Annotated in this window: 2 protein-coding genes; both read left to right on the forward strand. The window is 67.1% G+C overall.

Features of this window, described 5'->3' with window-relative positions:
• A partial coding sequence (locus U4E84_RS18285) for a TGS domain-containing protein (RefSeq protein WP_322533486.1) occupies positions 1 to 122 on the forward strand: 122 nt, incomplete at its 5' end.
• An 81-nt stretch (positions 123 to 203) separates the two neighbouring features.
• Positions 204 to 1,108 (forward strand): M48 family metalloprotease (locus U4E84_RS18290; RefSeq protein ID WP_322533485.1); only part of this gene is annotated, 905 nt, incomplete at its 3' end.

Consider the following 1,108-nt stretch of genomic DNA (forward strand, 5'->3'; position numbering starts at 1 on the left):
TCGACGAGCGGTTCAAGTTCGCGCGCGTCTCCGGCCCGAGCGCGAAACACGACGACCAGCAGGTCGGGAAGGGACACGAGTTGGCCGACGAGGACGTGCTCCGGATCGTCGCGCGGAAGTAGCCGTTCAATCGGGAATTGACGCACTACCCGTTCGACGACCATCGACTGAAGCCTTTTATAAATTCGTCCGTACGTGTTTCCATGGAATGGTCCCCGGACAGGCGGTTACAGCTGTGGATCGTGGTCTCGCTGTCGACGCTGGTCCTGACGACGCTCGCGGCCGCGCTTGCCGGCGGGATCGTCGTGGGTTTCATCGCGGTCACGCTGTGGGCCTTCGCCGGCAACGGGGCCACCGTCTTCGCCGGGCGCGTCGGCATTGCCTTGGTCGCTTCCGCTTCAGGCATCGTTCTGAGCCTCGTGTTGTGGGGTGAGCGCGACGCCCCCGACCACGCGATCGCGATCACCGGTGCCCAGCGGGTGTCGGAGGGGGAGTATCCGGAGCTGCGTTCCACGGTTCGCAGCGTCGCACACCAAGTCGCCGTCCCCGTCCCCGCGATCTACGTGGCGCCGACGGAGACGCCGATCTCGCTGACCACGGGTTTCACCGCTCGCACGTCTCGGTTAGTCGTCAGCGAGGGGTTGCTGGACGCGCTCGGGGAGCCGGAACTGCGCCCGGTCGTCGCCCACGAGGTCGCTCACGTCAAGAATCGCGACGCGGCGGTCATGACGTCCGCAGCCCAACCGGTGGCCGCCGCCGAACGCGTCAAAACGCTGCTCAGCGGTCCGACGGCCGGCATCGAGCACGGCGTCGTCAGCCGTGCGGATGTCACCGACGCCGTCCTCACCGTCGGCCTCGCGCTCGTCTTCCCCCTCTGGATACTCTCTCGGGTGCTGTCGTCCTCGTTCGCCCGTACCCGCGAGTTCGCCGCCGACCGCGGAGCGATCGCGATCACCGGTGAGCCGGCGGCCCTCGCGTCCGCGCTCAAAAAAATAGACAGGACGCTCGACGAACGACCGACCACCGATTTCCGACGGACGTCCGTCTCCGCGTTCGCGATCGTTGAGCCGGACGCGGCTGATCCGGCAGGGAATCTCGGACCGGTTAC

Source organism: Halorubrum sp. AD140, from assembly GCF_034497445.1.
Lineage (GTDB): Archaea > Halobacteriota > Halobacteria > Halobacteriales > Haloferacaceae > Halorubrum.